Genomic DNA, 19,864 nt, shown 5'->3' with positions numbered 1-19,864 from the left:
CAACGGGCGCCTGCCTCGCGCTTTTATGTGGCTTCTGCGGTAGACTGAACGCCGTCGTTTTTTGCAGAACCTCAAATTCCCACAAGACGAAACAGGGTGTGCGAATGAATCGACTGTGCAAGTCTCTGATGGTGCTTCAGGTTGCAGCAGGGTTCGTAGGTTTCGTAGCGGAGGCAAACGCGGCAGATGCGGCGAAGCCGGATCTGGACCGCGGCAAGGCGATTGCCGGGCAGGTCTGCGCGTCGTGTCACGGCGCCGACGGCAATAGTGCGTCGGGCAGTTTCCCGAAGCTCGCCGGCCAGCATCCCGAATATCTGGTCAAGCAGTTGAACGACTTCAAGACGCAGCCGGGCGCGAAGGGGCCGGTGCGTAACAACGCGGTGATGGTCGGATTCGCAAGCGCGTTGAGCGCGGACGACATGCGCAACGTCGCCGCGTACTACGGGTCGCAGACGACGAAGCTCGGTACCGCACGCAATGCGGCGACCGTGCCGGTCGGCCAGAAGATCTATCGCGGCGGCATCGCGGAGAAGGGCGTACCAGCCTGCGCGAGCTGCCACGGGCCGACGGGGCAGGGGATCCCGGTCCAGTACCCGCGTCTGTCGGGGCAATGGGCCGATTACACGGTCGCGCAGTTGACCGCGTTCCAGCAGGGTGCCGGCGCGCGCAACAACAACGAGGCGATGCATCAGATCGCGTCGCGGCTGTCGGATACCGAGATCAAGGCCGTCGCCGATTACATCGCGGGTCTGCGTTGAGCGGTCAACCGCGCATGGAATGACCGGCCGCCCGAAGGGCGGCCGGAGTCAGAACAAGAAAAGGGTGGGGCACCGCTGTTCGCGGTCGCCTTGCCCTTTTTTGTTGGCACTCGCCGGGCCGTCCCGAGCGTGCCGATCGCCCGTTGGGGCGCAGCGAACATAGTGAGTGTGGGGGCTGTTTCCCCTGAGTCGGAGTTTGAATGAGCGTTACCACGTCGGGGTTGCAGTCGAAGTCGAGTCAGGGTGCGTCGAAACGCGCGGTCGAGCTGCTCAGCTCGATGCGCTTCGCGATCGCGCTGCTGGTGGTGCTGTCGATCGCGAGCATCATCGGCACGGTCCTGACCCAGGACGATCCGTATCCGAACTACGTGAACCAGTTCGGGCCGTTCTGGGCGGACATCTTCCGCTCGCTGGGCCTGTACAACGTGTACAGCGCGTGGTGGTTCATGCTGATCCTGATCTTCCTCGTCGTGTCGATCTCGCTGTGCGTGATCCGCAATGCGCCGAAGATGCTCGCCGATGCGAAGAGCTGGAAGGACAAGGTCCGCGAAGGCAGCCTGCGCGCGTTCCACCACAAGGCCGAGTACACGGCGTCCGGCACGCGCGCGACGGTCGCGGCGACGCTCGCCACGTTCGTCACGAAGGCCGGCTACAAGCACGTCGTGCGTGAAACCGACGGCGCGACGCTGATCTCCGCGAAGCGCGGCGCGATGACCAAGTGGGGCTACATTTCCGCCCACCTCGCGATCGTCGTGATCTGTATCGGCGGCCTGCTCGACAGCAACCTGCCGATCAAATTCCAGATGTGGATGTTCGGCAAGAGCCCGGTCAACACGAGCGCGACGATCAGCGAGATTTCGCCCGACCATCGCCTGTCCGCGTCGAACCCGACGTTCCGCGGCTATGCGTGGGTGCCGGAGGGCCAGTTCGTGTCGACCGCGATCCTGAATCAGCCGAGCGGCTCGTTGATCCAGGATCTGCCGTTCTCGATCCAGCTCGACAAGTTCATCGTCGATTACTACACGACGGGCATGCCGAAGCTGTTCGCGAGCGACATCGTCGTGATCGATCGCGAGACCGGCCGGAAGATCCCGGCGCGGGTCGAGGTCAACAAGCCGTTCACGTACAAGGGCGTGTCGATCTACCAGTCGAGCTTCCAGGACGGCGGCTCGCAAATGCAGATGACGGCCTACCCGATGACGGGCAGCCATGCGGCGACCGTTCCCGTGAAGGGCACGATCGGCAGTTCGGCCCCGCTGCAGGTCGCGGGTGCGGACGGCGACACGATCGAGTTCTCCGATTTCCGCGCGATCAACGTCGAAAACATGGCCGACGCGAACGGCAAGCCGGACGTGCGCGGCGTCGCGACGACCAGCTCGCTGAAGGAAGTATTCGACGAACGGCTCGGCTCGGGCGCGAAGACGTCGAAGCCGACGCAGCTCCACAACATCGGCCCGTCGGTGCAGTACAAGATTCGCGGCAAGGACGGCCAGGCGCGCGAATTCAACAACTACATGCTGCCGGTCGACATGAACGGCGAACGCGTGTTCCTCGCCGGCGTGCGCGCGAGCCCGAACGATCCGTTCCGTTACATGCGGATCCCGGCCGACAGCCAGGATTCGATCGGCGAATGGATGCGCCTGCGCGCCGCGCTCGAGGATCCGGCCGTGCGCACCGAAGCCGCCGCGCGCTTCGCGCAGCGCTCGCTGCCGGGCGACGCGTCGCTGCGCGGCCGCCTGCAGGACAGCGCGTCGAAGGTGCTGACCCTGTTTGCGGCGAGCGACGACAGCGTCGGCCGCGGCGCGGATGGCCAGCCGGTCGGCGGCTTTCAGGCGGTGGCGACCTTCATCGACCGCTCGGTGCCGAAGGGCGAGCAGGAGAAGGCCGCGAGCCTGCTGCTGCGGATGCTCGAGGGCTCGATGTGGGAGGTGTGGCAGATCGCGCGCGAGCGTGCCGGCGAGCCGGCCGCGCAGCAGGGCACCGACACGATCCGCTTCGTGCAGAACGCGATCAACGCGCTATCCGACAGCTTCTTGTATGGATCGCCGGTCTATTTGCAGCTTGATTCCTTCAAGCAGGTGCAAGCTTCGGTATTTCAGCTGACGCGCGCACCCGGCAAGAATCTGGTGTATCTTGGCAGCCTGCTGCTGGTCGTCGGCATCTTCTCGATGTTCTACGTGCGCGAGCGGCGACTCTGGTTCTGGCTGAAGGACGCCGGTTCGGGCGTCGATGTGGTGATGGCAATGTCCACGGCCCGCAAGACCTTCGATTTCGAGAAAGAATTCGTGCAGACGCGCGACGCGGCCGGCGCCGCCTTGCGCGCCGCACCTCGCGATGCCGCGCCCGCCGGTGCGGCTTCGACGGCCCGCCCGCCTGTCGGCGGCGGTTCCGATTCCGAGAATTCCACCCGGTAACATCATGGATCTCACGCAAGTTTCCTCTTCCCGTACGGCGTCGGCCCCGGCGCCGGCATCGTCGCCGTTGTTCGACGAGCGTCCGTTCCTCGCGCGCCTGTCGCTGTTCGACTGGCTGTTCGCCCTGGCGCTCGTGGCGGGCGCGGGCTATGCGCTCGTGCACTACAACGCGCACATGGATTACTACGACAAGGCGGTGATGATCGGCACCGTGCCGGCGCTCGTCGCGCTCGGCTGGCGCTGGAAGCCCGCGCGGCTGATGATGGCGTCGATCGCCGTGCTGTCGCTGTTGTCGATCCAGATCTACCAGGGCGATCTCGCCCGCGCCGATTCGGCGTTCTTCCTCAAGTACTTCCTGTCGAGCCAGTCGGCGATCCTGTGGATGAGCGCGATGTTCGTGCTCGCGACGATCTTCTACTGGATCGGGCTGCTCGCGCGCGCCGAAACGGGCGCCGCGATCGGCCAGAAGCTCACGTGGGTCGCCGTGCTGATGGGCTTCACGGGGCTGATGGTGCGCTGGTACGAGTCCTACCTGATCGGTGCGGACGTCGGGCACATCCCCGTATCGAACCTCTATGAAGTGTTCGTCCTGTTCAGCCTGATCACGGCGCTGCTTTATCTGTATTACGAAGGCCACTACGGCACGCGTTCGCTCGGCGCGTTCGTGCTGCTGGTCATCAGCGCGGCGGTCGGCTTCCTGATGTGGTACTCGGTCGCGCGCGATGCGCAGCAGATCCAGCCGCTCGTGCCGGCGCTGCAAAGCTGGTGGATGAAGATCCACGTGCCGGCGAACTTCATCGGCTACGGCAGCTTCGCGCTGTCGGCGATGGTGTCGGTCGCGTACCTGATGAAGGAGCGCGGGATCCTCGCGGATCGCCTGCCGACGCTGGAGGTGCTCGACGACGTGATGTACAAGTCGATCGCGGTCGGTTTCGCGTTCTTCACGATCGCGACGATCCTCGGCGCGCTGTGGGCGGCCGAAGCGTGGGGCGGCTACTGGAGCTGGGACCCGAAGGAAACCTGGGCGCTGATCGTGTGGCTGAACTACGCGGCGTGGCTGCACATGCGGCTGATGAAGGGCCTGCGCGGCGCGGTGGCCGCCTGGTGGGCGCTCACCGGCCTGCTGGTCACGACGTTCGCGTTCCTCGGCGTCAACATGTTCCTGTCCGGGCTGCACAGCTACGGCAAGCTGTAAGATTTCCGCCACTCGTCCGACCATAGACCGCCGGTGCACTGCGTGCCCGGCGGTTTTCTTTTGTAATGGGCGGGCGAACCGGGCGTCGAACGGCGCGCGACGGGCCGGGTCGAACGCTGATGAAGCATGCGCGCCGCGCATGCGGGAGGAACTGCACGATGTGGATCAAACGCCCTTTGCGTAACGTACTGACCGGCGCGGATATCGCGCCGAGCGAGATCACGCCGCGCGCGGTATTCGAGAACCGGCGGCGCGTGTTGCAGGCGGCCGGCCTCGCGGCCGCGGGCGGCCTGTTCGGCACCAGCGGCGCGGCGCTCGCCGCGTATGCGTCGCCCGACGCGCGGGCGGCGAAGCTCGCGGCAAAAACCAACCCGACATTCGTCGCCATCGACAAGGTGACGCCGTTCAAGGACATCACGTCCTACAACAACTTCTACGAATTCGGCACCGACAAGAGCGATCCGGCGCAGAACGCGGGCACGTTGCGGCCGCGCCCGTGGCGCGTGAGCGTCGAAGGCGAGGTGCAGCACCCGAAGGTGTTCGATCTCGACGAGTTGCTGAAGCTCGCGCCGCTCGAGGAGCGCGTGTACCGGCTGCGCTGCGTCGAGGGCTGGTCGATGGTGATCCCGTGGATCGGCGTGCCGCTGTCCGAGCTGATCAAGCGCGTGCAGCCGACCGGCAACGCGAAATACGTGCAGTTCGTCACGCTGGCCGATCCGTCGCAGATGCCGGGCCTGTCGACGCCCGTGCTCGACTGGCCGTATTCGGAAGGGCTGCGCATGGACGAGGCGATGAATCCGCTGACGCTGCTGACGATGGGCGTCTACGGGCAGGTGCTGCCGAACCAGAACGGTGCGCCGGTGCGGATCGTCGTGCCGTGGAAATACGGGTTCAAGAGCGCGAAGTCGCTCGTGAAGATCCGCTTCGTCGACAAGCAGCCGAAGACGAGCTGGAACACGTACGCGGCGAACGAGTACGGCTTTTATTCAAACGTGAACCCGAACGTCGATCATCCGCGCTGGAGCCAGGCGACCGAGCGGCGCATCGGCGAGGACGGCTTCTTCACGCCGAAGCGCAAGACGCTGATGTTCAACGGCTACGGCGACTTGGTCGCATCGATGTATCAGGGCATGGACCTGAAAAAGAATTTCTGAGCGCGACCGTGAGAAACGACATGCATCCTTCGACGCTCACACCCGCGCGCGCCGCGGGCGCCGGGCAGGCCGCCCGCACGGCGCGTGCCGGGGCGAACCGTCCTGCCGCGCCGCGCTGGCTCGCGCCGGCCAAGGTGCTGGTGTTCGCGGCCGGCCTCTACCCGCTCGCGCGCATCGTGCTGTTCGGGCTGACCGACCGGCTCGGCGCGAACCCGATCGAATTCATCACGCGTTCGACCGGTTTGTGGACGCTCGTCCTGTTGTGCATCACGCTGGCCGTCACGCCGCTGCGGCGCATCACGGGCTTCGCGCCATTGCTGCGCTTTCGTCGGATGATCGGGCTGTTCGCGTTCTTTTACGCGACGCTGCACTTCACGACCTACCTGTGGTTCGACAAGTGGTTCGACGTCGTCGCGATCCTGAAGGATGTCGGCAAGCGCCCGTTCATCACGGTCGGTTTCGCGGCGTTCGTGCTGCTGATTCCGCTCGCCGCGACGTCGCCGCGCGCGATGGTGCGCCGGCTCGGTCGCCACTGGGCGACGCTGCACAGCGCAATCTACGCGATCGCGCTGTTCGGCGTGCTGCACTTCTGGTGGATGCGGGCGGGCAAGCACGATCTTGCGCAGCCGAAGCTCTACGCGGCGATCGTCGCCGCGCTGCTCGGCTGGCGGCTGGTGACGTGGGGCTGGCGGCGCGTGCGCGCGTGACGGCGCGGCCGCTGAAAAACAAAAGGCGATGACCGGGAAGTCATCGCCTCGTTTCGTGCGCCGCGCGGGCGGCAGTGCGTCGTTACTTCGTCGCGGCCGGGCCCGATGCCGGGGCGGGCATGGTCGATGTGCTCGACAGTTCGGGCGACAGCGTGAGCGGCGAGCCGGACGTGTCGGGCGACTCGTCGGACGACGCGTTTTCGTCGGTCGGTTTCACGTCCGACGGCGGCGTATTCTGCGGCTGGATCGGCTTGGGCATCGGAGGCACGGTGGGCAGATAGAGCGCGCCGCTTTGACCGCAGCCGGCAAGAATCGCCAAAGCCGCTACAATCGCGCTCATCCGGAAAACGACTCGCATGATCGTCCCTGAACAATTTAACCGATAGAGTTTAGCATGTCCGATACTGAATACCTGGCCCGTGCAGAGGCCGTGCTGGCGGCCGTCGAGCGTACCGTGGACGTCGCGAACGACGGCGATCACGACATCGATCTGGAACGCAATGGCAGTGTGCTGACGCTGACGTTCGAGAACGGCTCGAAGATCATCGTCAACCTGCAGCCGCCGATGAAGGAGGTGTGGATCGCCGCGAAGGCCGGCGGATTCCACTACCGTTTCATCGACGGCGAATGGCGCGATACGCGCACGGGCACCGAGTTCTTCTCGGCGCTCACCGACTACGCGACCCAGCAGGCCGGCCTGCCGATCACGTTCAGCGCGTAACGGCGGGAGCGCAGCGCTCCGCGCGTCGTGCCCAAAGAAAAAGCGCCCCGCGGGGCGCTTTTTTCATGGCCGGGCCGCGGGTCAGTGGCCGCGGAACAGGTTCATGATGTCCTGCTTCTCCTGCTCGTCGACGTGCGGCACGGCCTCGTCGACGTTCTGCGCAGCGGGCGCCTGCGGCACGCCGACCGTCGACACGAAGCCGTGGCCCGGCGTGAACTCGGTGAAGTACAACTCGCCGCCGAGCGATTCGACGCCTTCCGGCACCGTCGGCTTGAATTCCGGCACGCCCTTCAGCGCAGCGCCCATGTAGTCGATCCAGACCGGCAGCGACAGGCCGCCGCCGGTTTCGCGATCGCCGAGGCTGCGCGGATTGTCGTAGCCGATCCATGCGATCGCGGCGAGTGTGTGCTGGTAGCCGGCGAACCACGCGTCGTGCGAGTCGTTCGTCGTGCCGGTCTTGCCCGCGAGATCGGTGCGTTTCAGCACGTTGGTCCGCGCGCCCGTGCCGCGCTGCGCGACGCTCTGCAGCAGGCTGTTCATCACGTAGGCGTTGCGCGCGTCGATCGCGCGCGGCGCGTTCTGCTCGGCGACGAGCGGCTGCGCGCGCGCGACGACCGCGCCGTTCGGATCGGTGACTTCGGCGATCAGGTACGGATTGACGCGATAGCCGCCGTTCGCGAAGACCGAATACGCGCCGGCCATCTGCAGCGGCGTGACCTGGCCGGCGCCGAGTGCCATCGGCAGGTAGGCCGGATGGCGCTCGGCGTCGAAGCCGAAGCGCGTGATGTATTGCTGTGCGTATTTCGTGCCGATGTGATTCAGGATCCGGATCGACACGAGGTTGCGCGAGCGCTGCAGCGCGGTGCGCATCGACATCGGGCCTTCGAAGCCGCCGCCGTAGTTCTTCGGCTCCCACGGCTGGCCGCCGGTTTCCGCGGCGCTGAAATACAGCGGGCCGTCGTTGATCACGGTGGCGGGCCCGAGGCCCTTGTCGAGCGACGCCGAGTAGATGAACGGCTTGAACGACGAACCGGGCTGCCGCCACGCCTGCGTGACGTGGTTGAACTTGTTCTTGTTGTAGTCGAAGCCGCCGACGAGCGAGCGGATCGCCCCGTCCTGCGGGACGATCGACAGGAACGCGCCTTCGACCTGCGGCAACTGCGTGATCGACCATTTGCCGGCGTCGTTCTTCACGACCCGGACGATCGCGCCGGGGCGGATGCGCCGGTTCGGCTGCGCGTTGGCCGACAGCGCGCCCGACGCGAAGCGCAGGTTGTCGCCCTCGATCGTCGCCGTGCTGCCGTCGATGAACGCCACCGTGATCTGGCGCGGGCTCGCGGCCGTCACGACCGCGGCGATCAGCTCGCCGTTGTCGGGGTGCTCGAGCAGCGCGTCGTCGATCGCCTGTTCGCGATCGTCGGCGCCGGCCGGCAGTTCGATGAAGCCTTCCGGCCCGCGATAGCCGTGGCGGCGCTCGTAATCCATGATGCCCTTGCGCAGCGCGGTGTACGCGACCTGCTGGTCCGCGGAGTCGATCGTCGTGACGACGTTGAAGCCGCGCGTGTAGGTTTCCTCGCGATACTGCGCATACATCATCTGTCTGACCATTTCCGCGACGTACTCGGCGTGCACGCTGAAATCGCGGCCCGGACCCTTGACGACGAGCGGCTGCGCGGCGGCTTCGTCGTACTGTTCGCGCGTGATGAAGTTCAGCTCGAGCATCCGCTGCAGGATGTATTCCTGGCGCACCTTCGCGCGCTTCGGATTCACGACCGGGTTATACGCGGACGGCGCCTTCGGCAGCCCCGCGAGCATCGCGGCTTCCGCGAGCGTGATGTCCTTCAGATCCTTGCCGAAATAGACGCGCGCCGCGCTCGCGAAGCCGTACGCACGCTGGCCGAGATAGATCTGATTCATGTAGACCTCGAGAATCTGATCCTTCGTCAGCGCGCGCTCGATCCGGTACGCGAGCAGCATCTCGTAGATCTTGCGCGTGTAGGTCTTCTCGCTCGACAGGAAGAAGTTGCGCGCGACCTGCATCGTGATCGTGCTCGCGCCCTGCGACGCGTGGCCGTTCGTCAGCGCGACGAAGCCGGCGCGGATGATGCCGGTGAGGTCGACGCCGCCGTGATCGTAGAAGCGCGCGTCCTCGATCGCGAGGATCGCCTTCTTCAGCGAGTCGGGCACGTCCTTGAAATGAACGACGTCGCGGCGCTCCTCGCCGAATTCGCCGATCAGCACGTGATCGGACGTATAGATGCGCAGCGGTACCTTCGGCCGATAGTCGGTCAGCGCGTCGAGCGACGGCATGTTCGGCCAGGCCACGACGAGCGCATAGCCGAGCACGAGGCCGCCGGCCACGACGAGGGCCACGCACATCGCGGCGAAGCCGAGCAGGACTTTTTGCCACCAGGGCCGCTTCTTCGGCTCCGGGGCGGGAGGCGGGGACGTAGGAGTCGTGGATTGCATAGGCATACCGGAAAACAGTCCCGCGATTATAGCTGCCCGGTAAGACCGGTCCTGACGCGGGGGCCGCCCGTCGGAAAGCCGCGGGTGGGCGTGCCGTCAGCATAGTCCGTGCATGGCCGCCGCGAGCGGATGCTGGCCGTTTGGCCGACTGTCGGCCGCACGCGTCGCTTTGCAGAATCAGGTCTCGGAAACGCGGCGTGGGCCGCGACGATCTCGGGAGGCTGGGATGGCAGGACGATGGGTGGCGCGGTTTGCACAGGGCAGGCACCGGTCGACGGGAATCGACGTCGGTGCGCACGAGGTGAGGGTGGCCGTGCTGAGCCGGCGCGGCAGGGACGCGGACGTGCGCGTCGAGGGGCTCGAGCGGGAGCCGGTCGGGTTGGCGGGCGGGCCGGAAGACGCACGCTGGGCGGCGGTCGCGCGATCGCTGGCGGCGGCCGTGTCGCGGCTGTCGGCGGCCGAGGTGCGGTGCGACGCGCGCGGCGTGATGGCGCTGCACGATGACGAGATGCGCACCGCGACGCTCGATCTGGCCGGGCGCGGCGACATTCCGGACGCCGCGCGGCAGGCGGCCGAACGCATCTCTGGGCTGGCGCCGGACAGTCTCGCGTTCGACTGGCGGCACTACGGCGGCGTGCGATCCGGCGAGATCGCGGTGGCGGTGGCGCCGCTGGCGTTGCTCGAGCGGCGTATCGACGTGGCCGCGCAGGCCGGTATCGACCTGACCGTGATCGACGGCGAGTCGGCCGCCGTGCTGCGCGCGCTGCGCTATGCCGCGCAGTTCGAACTCGACGCGCAGGGTGCCTACGCCGCGCTGTGGTTCTGCGACGCGGGCGTGCGCGGCTGGCGAATCGAGGGTTCGTCGGCTATCCCGGTGCTGACGCTGTCCGGCACGTTGCCGGAAGCACTGCCCGACGCGTTGCGGCGGCGCGCGCTCGGGGCCGTGCATTGCGTATTCGTCGCCGGGGACGAGCGATGTATCGCCCGCTTCGACACGTCCGTCGCCGAGATTGGCGACGTGCTCGGCACGGCGGTGGTCCCGTTCGATTGCACGGGCTGGGACGGACAGCCGTGCGCGCGCGCCGGCATGCCGGGCGGCCCGGCGTTTGCCGTCGCATTCGGGCTGGCGTTGCGCGGGGTGTGGGAATGACGGCCGCTCACGTGCCGGCAAGCGAAGGCGCGGCGGCGGCCGAGCAAGCGATACTCGGCGACTTCAACCTGCTGCCGTACCGCGAGCGATTGGCGCAGGCGTTGCGGCGTCGCCGGGTCGCGCAGTGCGGTGTGGCGATGCTGCTCGGCGTGCTCGGTGCGGGGCTGTGGACGGGCGCCGCCGTGTTGTCGCGGTGGCGGGTGGATGCCGAGCGCGCCAGCGTGGAGACGCGGCTGCGGCAGTTGCAGCCCCAGGTGGCGGCTGCGACGCGTGCGGTCGATGCCGCCGCCGCCATCGCGCGACGCGACGCACAGGCGGCTGCGCTGGCCGCGCCTTACCGGCGCATGGCGGGGCTGTTGGCGACCTTGAAGCAGGTGCGCGCCGATCGTATCCGGCTCGACGCGCTGCGCATGACGTCGACCGGCGCGGTGCTCGAAGCGCGAGCCGAGAGTTACCGGGCCGCTGCGCGATGGCTCGCCGCGATGGCGCGCGAGCAGCGCGACTGGCGGATCGATATAGAGACGTTGAAGCCGGCCTCGGATGCGCCGGCTCCCACGGCCGGGATGCCGTTCCGCTTCTCGGTGCAGTTGCGCTGGCACGACCCGATGGCGTCGCGGACGATGTCGGGAGGCGGCGCATGACGGCGCTCGTGCATCGGCCGGCGCTGGGTGGCGGCGTCGGGCCAGGCGGCATGCCGCGCGTGTCGCCGGCGGCCGCGCATGCCGCGGGTTGCGTGCTGGCATTCGCGGCCGTGCTGGGCGGCGGCATTCATCTGGCGAATGCGGCCGACTGGAGCGGGCTTGCCCATAGTCGCGCGTTGCTCGCCGCAGCGCAGGCGCGCGCGGCCGACGCGCAACGCGTGCTCGCTTCCGCTGGACAACGACGCGACGGGCATCGTGCGTCGATGCGCGACGATCGTTCGCCGCATGCGCCGGAATGGGCCGCGCTGATGCTGGAACTGGCCGATCTCGCCGCGTCGAGCGGGCTGAGCGGCGTATCGGTCGAACCGCAGCGCGCCGATGGCGCGGCACCGGACGGCCGGCGCACCGTGCACATCGCCGCCGATGGTGGTTTTCGCGCGCTGCTGCACATGGTTGGCGGCCTGGCGCGGTTCCCGGTGCTGGCCGTACCGTCGGCGCTGCGTATCGAGCGTGGCACGTCGGCGGCGCGGGTCGACATGTCCGTCGACGTGTTTCCGGCGCTGCCGGCGACCACGACCGCGGACGGCAACACGCCGGTTCGCGTCGCTGCGCCCGACGCCGATCCGTTCGGCGACGCCCGCGCGGCCGAAGCGGCGGGGCACGTAGCCCGCTTCGCCGGCACGATTCGCGACGCGCGGGCCGGCCTCGCGTTGTTCGACGACGGCGACGGCGCGTTCACGGCCGTCGCGCCTGGCGACGTACTGGGTGCCGCGCGCGTGGTGCGCATCGATCGCGCTGCCGTGACGCTTGCGACGGCGGACGGTTCGCAGCGGCTCGTCCTGGACGACGGAGGTCGGCCATGACGAAACACCGTTGTTGGGTGCTTGCCCTCTGGGCCGGCGTGACGGCTGCCGGCGCAAGCGCGTCGTTGCCGCCGCTGCCGGCGGTCTGGCCCGCCGGGTCGACGGATGTGTCGGTGCCGGGTCTGCCGCTGCGTGTGGCCGACGGCGTGGATAGTGCGGCAACGGAAGACGCCGGCCCGCCACCGTTCGATCAGGCGGCGCGCGCGGCACGGCAGACGGAAACCGCCGCACCGGGCCCCGCGCTGGAGGGACCGCCGATCCCGCTGGCGCCGCCGGCCCGGATGAGCGACGCCGCGGCCCGCCAACCGGGCGATGCGGACGACGCACGGCGGATCTCGCTGAATCTGCAGGGCGTCGGGCTCGCGGCGGCATTCGACGCGATCGCGCGGTTCACCGGGCTCAATATCGTCGTCGGCGAGCAGGTGCGCGGCACGGTCACGTTGCGTCTGAACAATGTCCGCTGGCGCGAGGCGTTCGACACGCTGCTCGACATGCATGGGCTTGCGATGTCCCGGCGCGGCAACGTGATCTGGGTCACGCCGGCAGCCGAGCTGGCTGCGCGCGAACGCGAGCGCTTCGACATGCACGCGCGGGCCGCCGATCTCGAGCCGCTGGCGAGCCGTACCTTCATGCTGCACTATCCGCGCGCGCAGGACGTACAACGGCTGCTGGCCGGCGCGACCGGCCAGCGCCTGCTGTCGAAGCGCGGCGCCGCGGCGGCCGATCCGCGTACCAACCTGCTGTTCGTCACCGATCTCGCACCGCGTATCGTGCAGATCGCCGGCCTGATCGACGCGATCGACCGGCCGTCGCGGCAGGTCCGGATCGAGGCCCGCATCGTCGAAGGCGAGCAGGGTTTCTCGCGCAACCTCGGCGCACGTGTCGTGCTGCGTGCGCAGGGGCGGCCGCCGTCAGCCGAGGGCACGTCGTTCACGGCGGACGCGCGCAACGCGCTCGACCTTGCCGCGCGGCCGCTCGGCGGTTTCGACGCGGCCACCGCCGGCTTCACGCTGTTCGCCGCGCCGCTCAGCCGCGTACTCGACATCGAGCTTAGCGCGCTGGAGGCGCAGGGCCGGGGCCAGATCGTTTCGCGCCCGCGGGTGGTGACGGCCGATCGCGTCAAGGCCATCGTCGAACAGGGTTCCGAGCTGCCGTACCAGGCGAAGGTCGGCAATGGCATGAGCGGCGTGCAGTTCCGCCGCGCGACGCTCAAGCTGGAGGTCGAGCCGCAGATCACGCCGGACGGGCGCGTGGTGCTCGATCTCGACGTGACCAAGGACAGCGTCGGCGAGCCGACCGCGGCCGGCCCCGCCATCCATACGAAGCATGTGCAGACGCGCGTCGAGGTCGAGAATGGCGGGACGGTCGCGATCGGCGGTATCTATGAACAACTGAACCGGAACGATGTGACGCGCGTGCCGCTCTTGGGCAAAATACCCGTTCTGGGCGCGCTTTTCCGGCACCGCGCGCAGCGCGACCAGCGCAACGAACTGGTCGTCTTCATCACGCCGACCGTCGTCGATCCGCGGTGCGGCGCACCCGGCGCGGGCGACGAGGATGCCGAGAAAACGGGGCCGGAAGCCGCTGGCGCAGGCTCGACAAGGCAGCCGCTTTGCCAGTAAGCTGCGCCACACACCAGCAAGATTGAAGCAGAGGAAGCCGTTGCAAGCGCGGGACCCACATGCAAACGTATTTTTCGTCGGCCTTATGGGAGCGGGTAAGACCACCGTGGGCCGTGCGGTCGCGCGTCGTCTCGACAGGACGTTCTTCGACTCCGACCACGAAATCGAGGCCCGTACGGGCGCGCGCATCCCGGTGATCTTCGAGCTGGAGGGCGAGGCCGGGTTTCGCGACCGCGAAACGCAGGTGATCGCCGATCTCACGCAGCGCGAGAACATCGTGCTCGCGACGGGCGGCGGCGCGGTGCTGCGCCCGGAAAATCGCGACAGCCTGAAAACCAACGGCATCGTCGTCTACCTGCGCGCCAATCCGCACGATCTGTGGCTGCGCACGCGCAAGGACAAGAATCGCCCGCTGTTGCAGACGGACGATCCGAAGGGGCGTCTCGAAGCGCTGTACGAAGTGCGCGACCCGCTGTACCGCGAATGCGCGGATTTCGTCATCGAGACCGGCCGTCCGTCGGTCAACGGTCTCGTCAACATGGTGCTGATGCAACTCGAACTGGCCGGCGTCATCGCCAAGCCGCTACAAGCATGATTACTGTCAACGTCGATCTGGGCGACCGCGCCTATCCGATTCATATTGGTGCCGGCCTGATCGGCCGCACCGAGCTGTTCGCGCCCCACATCAAGGGTTCGTCCGTCACGATCGTCACGAACACGACGGTCGATCCGCTCTATGGCGACGCGCTGCGCGCTGCACTCGCGCCGCTCGGCAAGCGCGTGTCGACGGTCGTGCTGCCGGACGGCGAGGCGTACAAGAACTGGGAAACGCTGAACCTGATCTTCGACGGCCTGCTGACGGACCACGCCGATCGCAAGACGACGCTCGTCGCGCTCGGCGGCGGCGTGGTCGGCGACATGACCGGTTTTGCCGCCGCGTGCTACATGCGCGGCGTGCCGTTCATCCAGGTGCCGACGACGCTGCTGTCGCAGGTCGATTCGTCCGTCGGCGGCAAGACGGGCATCAACCACCCGCTCGGCAAGAACATGATCGGCGCGTTCTACCAGCCGCAGGCCGTGATCGCGGACATCGGCGCGCTGACGACGCTGTCCGATCGCGAGCTGGCGGCCGGCGTCGCCGAAGTCATCAAGACCGGCGCGATCGCCGATGCCGAGTTCTTCGACTGGATCGAGGCGAACGTCGAGGCGCTGAACCGTCGCGAGCCCGCCGCGCTCGCGCATGCAGTGAAGCGTTCGTGCGAGATCAAGGCGAGCGTCGTCGCGGCCGACGAACGCGAAGGCGGCCTGCGCGCGATCCTGAACTTCGGCCACACGTTCGGCCATGCGATCGAGGCCGGGCTCGGCTACGGCGAATGGCTGCACGGCGAAGCGGTCGGCTGCGGGATGGTGATGGCGGGCGACCTGTCGGTGCGGCTCGGCCTCCTCGACGAAGCATCGCGGCAGCGCCTCGATGCGGTGATCGCGGCCGCACATCTGCCGACCCGCGCGCCCGCGCTCGGCGATGCGCGCTACATGGACCTGATGCGCGTCGACAAGAAGGCCGAGGCCGGCGCGATCAAGTTCATCCTGCTGAAGCGATTCGGCGATACGCTGATCACGCAGGCGCCGGACGAAGCGGTATTCGCTACACTGGCGCAGACGACCCGCTAACGGCGGCCCGGATGCGCCGGCGCCCCTGACATGGAGGAGACGTGAGCGAGACATCCAGCAGCACATTGCCCGAAGCCAGCCGCGCATCCGCTGCGCCGGTGGCCGAGCCGCCGACGCTGGCGGCGCTGGAAGCCCATCTTGCTCCGTATGCCGCGCACGCGTCGCAGTCGCGCGGCCGCCGCTATCCTGAAACGCCGCCGGCGGCGCGCACCGAATTCCAGCGTGATCGCGATCGGATCGTCCACTCGACCGCGTTTCGCCGGCTCGAATACAAGACGCAGGTCTTCGTCAATCACGAAGGCGACCTGTTCCGCACCCGCCTCACGCACAGCCTCGAAGTCGCGCAGATCGCGCGCTCGGTCGCGCGCAACCTGCGCCTGAACGAGGATCTCGTCGAAGCGATCTCGCTCGCGCACGACCTCGGCCATACGCCGTTCGGCCATGCCGGGCAGGACGCGCTGAATGCGTGCATGCGCGAGCACGGCGGCTTCGAGCACAACCTGCAGAGCCTCGCCGTGGTCGACGAGCTCGAGGAGCACTACGGCGCGTTCAACGGGTTGAACCTGTGCTTCGAGACGCGCGAAGGCATCCTGAAGCACTGCTCGCGCGAGAATGCGCGCAAGCTCGGCGCGCTCGGCGAGCGCTTCCTGCAGGGCCGCCAGCCGTCGCTCGAAGCGCAGCTCGCGAACATCGCCGATGAAATCGCGTACAACAACCACGACGTCGACGACGGCCTGCGCTCCGGCCTGATCACGATCGAGCAGCTCGCGGAAGTCGAGCTGTGGCAGCGTCACTACGAAGCGGCGCTCGCCGAATTCCCGCACCTCGAAGGCCGCCGTCTCGTGCACGAGACGGTGCGCCGCATCATCAACACGCTGATCGTCGACCTGATCGACGAGACGACGCGCAATCTTGCCCGCGTCGCGCCCGCATCGCTCGACGACGTGCGCGCCGCGCCGCCGCTCGTGTCGCACAGCCCGGCAGTCGCCGCGCAGGCCGCCGCGCTCAAGCGCTTCCTCTTCAAGAACCTGTATCGCCATTACAAAGTGATGCGCATGGCGAGCAAGGCGCAACGCGTCGTCACGGGGCTGTTCGACGCGTTCATCGACGATCCGCGCCTGCTGCCGCCGCCGTACCAGTCCGACGACGCGGCGCAGCAGCCGCGTCTCGTCGCGCACTACATCGCCGGCATGACCGACCGCTTCGCGCTGAAGGAATATCAGCGCCTGTTCGTCATCAGCGACAACTGACTGTCATAAACGATCACTAGACTTCGCCGGTTCAATGGCGACGGGAATGTTGCACACGCTGTTGGTAACGTTTTCATAGGAGAGGTCGATGAAGAAGAAGCCTGCGGGGACACTGGTTCGTTCGATCGCGCTCGGCGGCGCGCTGATGTTCGGGGCGCAGCACGTCGCGCTCGCCGCGACGGAAATTCAGTTCTGGCATGCGATGGAGGCTGCGCTCGGCGAGCGGGTCAACGCGATCGCCGACCAGTTCAACGCGTCGCAAAGCGACTACAAGATCGTGCCGGTCTTCAAGGGCACTTACGACCAGGCACTCGCGGCGGGCATCGCGGCCTATCGCAGCGGCAACGCGCCGGCGATCCTCCAGGTCTACGAAGTCGGCACGGCGACGATGATGCAGGCGAAGAAGGCGGTCGTGCCGGTCTACGACGTGTTCAAGCAGGCGGGCGTGACGCTCGACGAGAAGGCGTTCGTGCCGACCATCGCGAGCTACTACAGCGATGCGAAGACGGGCCACCTCGTGTCGATGCCGTTCAACAGCTCGACGCCGGTGCTGTACTACAACAAGGATGCGTTCAAGAAGGCGGGCCTCGATCCGAACCAGCCGCCGAAGACGTGGGCCGACGTGAAGGCCGATGCCGAGAAGCTGCGCAAGGCGGGGATGGCGTGCGGCTTCACGACCGGCTGGCAGGGCTGGATCCAGCTCGAAAACTACAGCGCGTGGCACGGGCTGCCGTTCGCGAGCCGCAACAACGGCTTCGACGGCACCGACGCCGTGCTCGAGTTCAACAAGCCGCAGCAGATCGCGCACCTCTCGTTCCTCCAGCAGATGGCGAAGGACGGCACGTTCACGTACGCGGGCCGCAAGGACGAAGCGTCGGCGAAGTTCTACAGCGGCGACTGCGGGATCCTGACGACGTCGTCCGGCGCGCTCGCGAACGTGCAGAAGTTCGCGAAGTTCAGCTACGGCACGGGGATGATGCCGTACGACGCGAACGTGAAGGGCGCGCCGCAGAACGCGATCATCGGCGGCGCGAGCCTGTGGGTGCTGGCCGGCAAGGATCCGGCGACCTACAAGGGCGTCGCGAAATTCCTCGCGTACCTGGCTTCGCCCGCCGTCGCCGCGAAGTGGCATCAGGACACCGGCTACCTGCCGGTCACGACCGCCGCGTACGACCTGACGCGCCAGCAGGGCTTCTATGCGAAGAACCCGAGCGCCGAAACCGCGATCAAGCAGATGCTGAACAAGCCGCCGCTGCCGTACACGAAGGGGCTGCGCCTGGGCAACATGCCGCAGATCCGCACGGTCGTCGACGAGGAGTTCGAACAGGTCTGGGCGCAGAAGAAGGCGCCGAAGGACGCGCTCGATTCGGCCGCGTCGCGCGGCGACGAACTGCTGCGCCGCTTCGAGAAGTCGGGCGGCTGAGCGCGCATCGCTGCGTGCCGCCGGCGGTGTCGCGCGCCAGCGCGTGCCGTCCGGCGGTGCGGTTTCCTTTCCGTTTCGCCTGACCGGATATCCGCGATGCAATCCCGTTCCCGTTTCGGTACGAGCCCGGTGCCGTACCTGCTGATCGCGCCGCAGCTCGCGATCACCGCCGTGTTCTTCCTGTGGCCGGCCGGCGTCGCGCTGTGGCAGTCCACGCAGATGCAGGACGCGTTCGGCACGTCGAGCGAATTCGTCGGCTTCGCGAACTTCACGCACCTGTTCGCCGATCCGCTGTATCTCGATTCGTTCCGCACGACCCTCGTGTTCAGTTCGCTCGTCACGGTGAGCGGGCTCGTCGTGTCGCTGCTGCTCGCCGCGTGCGCCGACCGCGTGATCCGCGGCGCGCGCGCGTACCGCACGCTGCTGATCTGGCCGTACGCGGTCGCGCCGACGATCGCCGCCGTGCTGTGGGCGTTCCTGTTCAACCCGAGCATCGGCCTGATCACGTATGCGCTCGCGAAGGGCGGCATCGTGTGGAACCACGCGCTGAACGGCGGGCAGGCGATGTTCCTCGTCGTGCTGGCGTCGGTGTGGAAGCAGGTGAGCTACAACTTCCTGTTCTTCTACGCGGGGCTGCAGGCGATTCCGCGCTCGCTGATCGAGGCGGCGGCGATCGACGGCGCGGGGCCGGTGCGGCGCTTCTTCAACATCGTGCTGCCGCTGCTGTCGCCGACGAGCTTCTTCCTGCTGGTCGTGAACCTCGTCTACGCGTTCTTCGACACGTTCCCGGTGATCGACGCGGCCACCGGCGGCGGCCCGGCGCAGAGCACCAAGACGCTGATCTACAAGATCTTCGCGGAGGGCTTCCAGGGGCTCGACATCGGCAGTTCGGGCGCGCAGTCGGTCGTGCTGATGATCATCGTCGTGGGGCTTACGGTGATCCAGTTCCGCTTCGTCGAACGCAGGGTGCAATACGCATGATCGAGAATCGCAAGGGCTTCGACCTGTTCTGCCACGCGGTGCTGATCGCGGGCGTCGTGCTGATCGTGTTCCCCGTCTACGTCGCGTTCTGCGCGGCGACGATGAACGCGCAGGAAGTGTTCACGGTGCCGCTGTCGCTGGTGCCGAGCACGCACCTGTTCGAGAACATCGCGTACATCTGGGGGCACGGCAGCGGCGGCACGACGGCGCCGTTCGGCCGCCTGCTCGTGAACAGCTTCGCGATGGCGCTCGGCATCGCGGTCGGCAAGATCGCGGTGTCGATCCTGTCCGCGTATGCGATCGTCTACTTCCGCTTCCCGTTTCGCAACACGGCGTTCTGGCTGATCTTCGTCACGCTGATGCTGCCGGTGGAAGTGCGGATCTTCCCGACCGTGCAGGTCGTGTCGACGCTGCACCTGACGAACACCTACGCGGGGCTCACGATGCCGCTGATCGCATCGGCGACCGCGACGTTCCTGTTCCGCCAGTTCTTCATGACGCTGCCCGACGAGTTGATGGACGCGGCGCGCATCGACGGCGCGGGGCCGCTGCGCTTTTTCTGGGACGTGGTGCTGCCGCTGTCGAAGACGAGCATTGCCGCGCTGTTCGTGATCACGTTCATCTACGGTTGGAACCAGTATCTGTGGCCGATCCTGATCACGACGGAGGCGTCGCTGTCGACGGCGGTGGTGGGCATCAAGACGATGATCGCGAGCGGCGACGCCGCGACCGAATGGCAATACGTGATGGCGGCGACGCTGCTGGCGATGATTCCGCCGCTCGTCGTCGTGCTGGCGATGCAGCGCTGGTTCGTGCGCGGCCTCGTCGATTCCGAGAAATGAACG

18 protein-coding genes are annotated in these 19,864 nt (G+C 67.4%); 16 read left to right on the top strand and 2 right to left on the bottom strand.

Annotated features, from left to right (window positions below; genetic code table 11):
• The first annotated feature begins 104 nt into the window (after positions 1 to 104).
• The 5 genes from MMB92_RS22775 to msrQ all read left to right on the top strand — a co-directional run bounded on the left by MMB92_RS22775 (position 105) and on the right by msrQ (position 6,228).
• A complete protein-coding gene (locus MMB92_RS22775; RefSeq protein WP_012492295.1) occupies positions 105 to 758 on the top strand; it encodes a c-type cytochrome in 654 nt (217 codons plus the stop codon).
• Between the two features lie 200 nt (positions 759 to 958).
• Positions 959 to 3,172 (top strand): cytochrome c biogenesis protein ResB, encoded by a 2,214-nt coding sequence (locus MMB92_RS22770; RefSeq protein WP_277562938.1) that lies wholly within the window; start codon positions 959 to 961, stop codon positions 3,170 to 3,172.
• A 4-nt stretch (positions 3,173 to 3,176) separates the two neighbouring features.
• Positions 3,177 to 4,367, top strand: coding sequence for a c-type cytochrome biogenesis protein CcsB (gene ccsB / locus MMB92_RS22765; protein WP_006494454.1), 1,191 nt, complete (start codon positions 3,177 to 3,179; stop codon positions 4,365 to 4,367).
• Positions 4,368 to 4,525: 158 nt separating this feature from the next.
• The gene (msrP, locus tag MMB92_RS22760; protein WP_006491738.1) at positions 4,526 to 5,521 is read left to right on the top strand and encodes a protein-methionine-sulfoxide reductase catalytic subunit MsrP; all 996 of its coding nucleotides are present in this window, start codon (positions 4,526 to 4,528) and stop codon (positions 5,519 to 5,521) included.
• Positions 5,522 to 5,541: 20 nt separating this feature from the next.
• Entirely contained in the window at positions 5,542 to 6,228 is a 687-nt protein-coding gene (msrQ, locus tag MMB92_RS22755) for a protein-methionine-sulfoxide reductase heme-binding subunit MsrQ (RefSeq protein WP_006482924.1), read from the top strand.
• 82 nt (positions 6,229 to 6,310) lie between these two features.
• Here the strand turns inward: msrQ and MMB92_RS22750 are convergent, their stop codons facing one another.
• On the bottom strand, positions 6,311 to 6,586 hold the full coding sequence (locus tag MMB92_RS22750) for a lipoprotein (RefSeq protein ID WP_006491729.1): 276 nt from the start codon (positions 6,584 to 6,586) through the stop codon (positions 6,311 to 6,313).
• 36 nt (positions 6,587 to 6,622) lie between these two features.
• On the opposite strand from MMB92_RS22750, the gene cyaY reads away from it, so the two are divergent.
• The gene (cyaY, locus tag MMB92_RS22745; RefSeq protein ID WP_006482891.1) at positions 6,623 to 6,949 is read left to right on the top strand and encodes an iron donor protein CyaY; all 327 of its coding nucleotides are present in this window, start codon (positions 6,623 to 6,625) and stop codon (positions 6,947 to 6,949) included.
• Between the two features lie 81 nt (positions 6,950 to 7,030).
• Here the strand turns inward: cyaY and MMB92_RS22740 are convergent, their stop codons facing one another.
• On the bottom strand, positions 7,031 to 9,424 hold the full coding sequence (locus tag MMB92_RS22740; protein WP_034201087.1) for a penicillin-binding protein 1A: 2,394 nt from the start codon (positions 9,422 to 9,424) through the stop codon (positions 7,031 to 7,033).
• Positions 9,425 to 9,644: 220 nt separating this feature from the next.
• On the opposite strand from MMB92_RS22740, the gene MMB92_RS22735 reads away from it, so the two are divergent.
• From MMB92_RS22735 to ugpE, 10 genes are all read left to right on the top strand, one after another.
• The gene (locus MMB92_RS22735; RefSeq protein WP_043204534.1) at positions 9,645 to 10,568 is read left to right on the top strand and encodes a competence protein ComA; all 924 of its coding nucleotides are present in this window, start codon (positions 9,645 to 9,647) and stop codon (positions 10,566 to 10,568) included.
• Entirely contained in the window at positions 10,565 to 11,209 is a 645-nt protein-coding gene (locus tag MMB92_RS22730) for a fimbrial protein (RefSeq protein ID WP_084749804.1), read from the top strand. The genes MMB92_RS22735 and MMB92_RS22730 overlap by 4 nt, the downstream gene beginning before the upstream one ends.
• A complete protein-coding gene (locus MMB92_RS22725; RefSeq protein ID WP_277562937.1) occupies positions 11,206 to 12,072 on the top strand; it encodes a pilus assembly protein in 867 nt (288 codons plus the stop codon). Before MMB92_RS22730 ends, MMB92_RS22725 begins: the two co-directional genes overlap by 4 nt.
• Positions 12,069 to 13,694 (top strand): type IV pilus secretin PilQ, encoded by a 1,626-nt coding sequence (gene pilQ / locus MMB92_RS22720; protein WP_277562936.1) that lies wholly within the window; start codon positions 12,069 to 12,071, stop codon positions 13,692 to 13,694. The genes MMB92_RS22725 and pilQ overlap by 4 nt, the downstream gene beginning before the upstream one ends.
• 40 nt (positions 13,695 to 13,734) lie before the next feature.
• Positions 13,735 to 14,289: a shikimate kinase AroK gene (aroK, locus tag MMB92_RS22715; protein WP_034201082.1), complete on the top strand. Its 555-nt coding sequence runs from the start codon at positions 13,735 to 13,737 to the stop codon at positions 14,287 to 14,289.
• Positions 14,286 to 15,365, top strand: coding sequence for a 3-dehydroquinate synthase (gene aroB / locus MMB92_RS22710; RefSeq protein WP_084749813.1), 1,080 nt, complete (start codon positions 14,286 to 14,288; stop codon positions 15,363 to 15,365). The genes aroK and aroB overlap by 4 nt, the downstream gene beginning before the upstream one ends.
• 65 nt (positions 15,366 to 15,430) lie before the next feature.
• A complete protein-coding gene (locus MMB92_RS22705; RefSeq protein ID WP_241277180.1) occupies positions 15,431 to 16,615 on the top strand; it encodes a deoxyguanosinetriphosphate triphosphohydrolase in 1,185 nt (394 codons plus the stop codon).
• Between the two features lie 88 nt (positions 16,616 to 16,703).
• Positions 16,704 to 18,038, top strand: coding sequence for a sn-glycerol-3-phosphate ABC transporter substrate-binding protein UgpB (ugpB, locus tag MMB92_RS22700; RefSeq protein WP_006481865.1), 1,335 nt, complete (start codon positions 16,704 to 16,706; stop codon positions 18,036 to 18,038).
• Positions 18,039 to 18,134: 96 nt separating this feature from the next.
• Positions 18,135 to 19,019 carry a sn-glycerol-3-phosphate ABC transporter permease UgpA gene (ugpA, locus tag MMB92_RS22695; RefSeq protein WP_006481867.1) on the top strand — a complete coding sequence of 295 codons (885 nt, stop codon included), beginning with the start codon at positions 18,135 to 18,137 and terminating at the stop codon, positions 19,017 to 19,019.
• Positions 19,016 to 19,861 carry a sn-glycerol-3-phosphate ABC transporter permease UgpE gene (gene ugpE, locus MMB92_RS22690; RefSeq protein WP_006481859.1) on the top strand — a complete coding sequence of 282 codons (846 nt, stop codon included), beginning with the start codon at positions 19,016 to 19,018 and terminating at the stop codon, positions 19,859 to 19,861. The genes ugpA and ugpE overlap by 4 nt, the downstream gene beginning before the upstream one ends.
• Positions 19,862 to 19,864 lie beyond the last annotated feature (3 nt).

Source organism: Burkholderia sp. IO2 (assembly GCF_029522185.1).
GTDB classification, from domain to species: Bacteria; Pseudomonadota; Gammaproteobacteria; order Burkholderiales; family Burkholderiaceae; genus Burkholderia; species Burkholderia cenocepacia.
Note: the sequence above shows the minus strand (reverse complement) of the source record. Positions and strands in the feature narration are given on the sequence as shown.